Consider the following 2,010-nt stretch of genomic DNA (forward strand, 5'->3'; position numbering starts at 1 on the left):
AAGGCCTACCAGAAACAGGTGAAGGCAAACGCGGTTGCGCTGGCGGACCAGCTGATCAAGGGCGGCCTGGACATCGTGACCGGCGGCACCGACACCCACGTGATGCTGGTGGACCTGCGTCCCAAGGGCGTGACCGGCAACATCGCCGACAAGGCGCTGGGCCGTGCCCACATCACCACCAACAAGAACGGCATCCCCTTCGACCCGGAAAAGCCGACCGTGACCTCGGGCCTGCGCCTGGGCACGCCCGCAGGCACCACCCGCGGCTTCGGCGAGGCGGAGTTCCGCCAGATCGCCGACCTGATCATCGAGGTGATCGACGGGCTGGCAGCCAACGGTGAAGAGGGCAACGCGGATGTGGAAGCGTCTGTCCGCGCCAAGGTCGCCGACCTCTGCGCCAAGTTCCCGCTCTATCCGAACCTGTAAGCCCTCCCGGGATTGCAACGGAACCGCCGCGGCCCAGCAGCCGCGGCGGTTTTTGTTTGGGGCAAAGGGGCAATAAGCCGCAGGGAAGGCCTTTGAAATTGCCGAGGGCCAGCAAAAAAATGGGAGCAAGGGAAAGCGGCTTGCGGGCGCTAACTGGGAGAACCGTACTCAGGTTTGGCTACGCGCGAAAGCATTGGGTGCGGCGGTAAAGTCTTGTATTGCATCGGCAGGCTGTGCCTAATCGTGCGGGACCGGCAGAAGCAAACGGACTAATCTCTTGTCAGACTCTCTATCCCTTTCGCATCGTGAAATGGAGCTGGTGGACGCTCTGCGGCGCCTGGGCGGATCTGCCCGCAGCGCGGAGCTGGCCAAGATGCTGGATGTCTCCGAAGAAACCGTGCGCCGCACTATCAAGGCACTGAACAAGGCGGGTGCCGTGCAGCGTGTGCACGGGGGCGCATTCCTGGCCGGACCGCAAAGCGCAACAAGCTTTGCACGGCGCATTTCTGAAAACCAGAAGGAAAAGGCGCGGATTGCGGCGCTGGCGGCCGCGCATGTGCGTGACGGGATGGCTCTTTTTCTGGATGTCGGCTCCACCACCGCGTTTGTTGCGGAGGAATTGCGCCAGAAATCGGGGCTGATCGTGGTGACCAATTCCATCGGGGCTGCGCAAACACTGGCGAACCACAATGGCAACCGGGTTCATTTTTTGGGCGGTGAAATGCAGAGCAATGAGCGCGGCACTTTCGGGTTTGTAGCCGAACGGCAGTTGCGCCGGTTCGCGCTTGATCTGGCGATCCTCTCAGCGGATGCGCTTTCTGCCAAGCACGGGGTGCTTTATCACAGCGCAGAGGAAGCCCAGCTGGCAAGTGTGGCCGCTGAATGTGCCCAGCAGGTTGCCATCGCCATCGCCCATCCCAAGTTCGCGGAGACCGCCCCGCACTGCGGGCCTGAGCCGCGCAGGATCGGTTTTTTGTTCACTGACCAGGATCCAGGCAAGAAGCTGTCCGCTGCCTTGGCGGACTGGGGGGTCAAAACGCAAGTTGCGCGTCCGGTGAAGGAAGGCTGAAACGTCAGCTGTTACACTGTGGCCGCAGCGCGGCCGTTCCGTTTTGCAGGATAGCGGAGTGCCGGGAATACCAGTTGCCGCCGCGGCTGGCTGGCACTAAGGCCGTTCCAGAGGCAACCCTGCCTCTGCTGACTGCAGCGTGCGGAAACTGACATGGCAATACTGACCTTTCTGATCAGCCTCGCGGGCGCGACGATGCTGCTTTTGTATGCGGTGCGGATGGTGCGGACCGGGATTGAGCGCAGCTACGGCGCTTCGTTCCAGCGGCTGCTGACCGGACGGCAGAGCCATCTGCAGGCCGGCCTGATGGGGCTGATGCTCGCCATCGTGCTGCAAAGCTCGGCCGCGGTGGCGCTCTTGACGTCCGGCTTTGCCGCCAGCGGCTACCTCGCCTTCCCCGCCGGGCTGGCGATCGTGCTGGGCGGCGATCTCGGCTCGGCGCTGATCATCCAGATCCTGTCGTTCAAGCTCGACTGGCTGGTGCCGGTGCTGTTGGCGGCGGGCGGCTACCTGTT

2 protein-coding genes and 1 pseudogene are annotated in these 2,010 nt (G+C 63.2%); all 3 read left to right on the top strand.

Going from position 1 to position 2,010, the window contains the following annotated elements; translation table 11 throughout:
- Window positions 1-426 (top strand): annotated as a pseudogene (gene glyA, locus KUW17_RS23150) (serine hydroxymethyltransferase); the annotation flags it as partial.
- A 310-nt stretch (window positions 427-736) separates the two neighbouring features.
- Complete coding sequence (locus KUW17_RS23155; RefSeq protein ID WP_222482650.1) at window positions 737-1,495, top strand: DeoR/GlpR family DNA-binding transcription regulator; 759 nt, start codon at window positions 737-739, stop codon at window positions 1,493-1,495.
- 153 nt (window positions 1,496-1,648) lie between these two features.
- A partial coding sequence (locus KUW17_RS23160) for a Na/Pi symporter (protein ID WP_222482633.1) occupies window positions 1,649-2,010 on the top strand: 362 nt, incomplete at its 3' end.

Source organism: Leisingera aquaemixtae (genome assembly GCF_019801145.1).
GTDB lineage: Bacteria > Pseudomonadota > Alphaproteobacteria > Rhodobacterales > Rhodobacteraceae > Leisingera > Leisingera aquaemixtae_A.

Excerpts from the sequence above, each read along its gene's own strand:
- KUW17_RS23155 (WP_222482650.1), top strand. The coding sequence starts at position 737 with ATGGAGCTGGTGGACGCTCTGCGGCGCCTGGGCGGATCTGCCCGCAGC.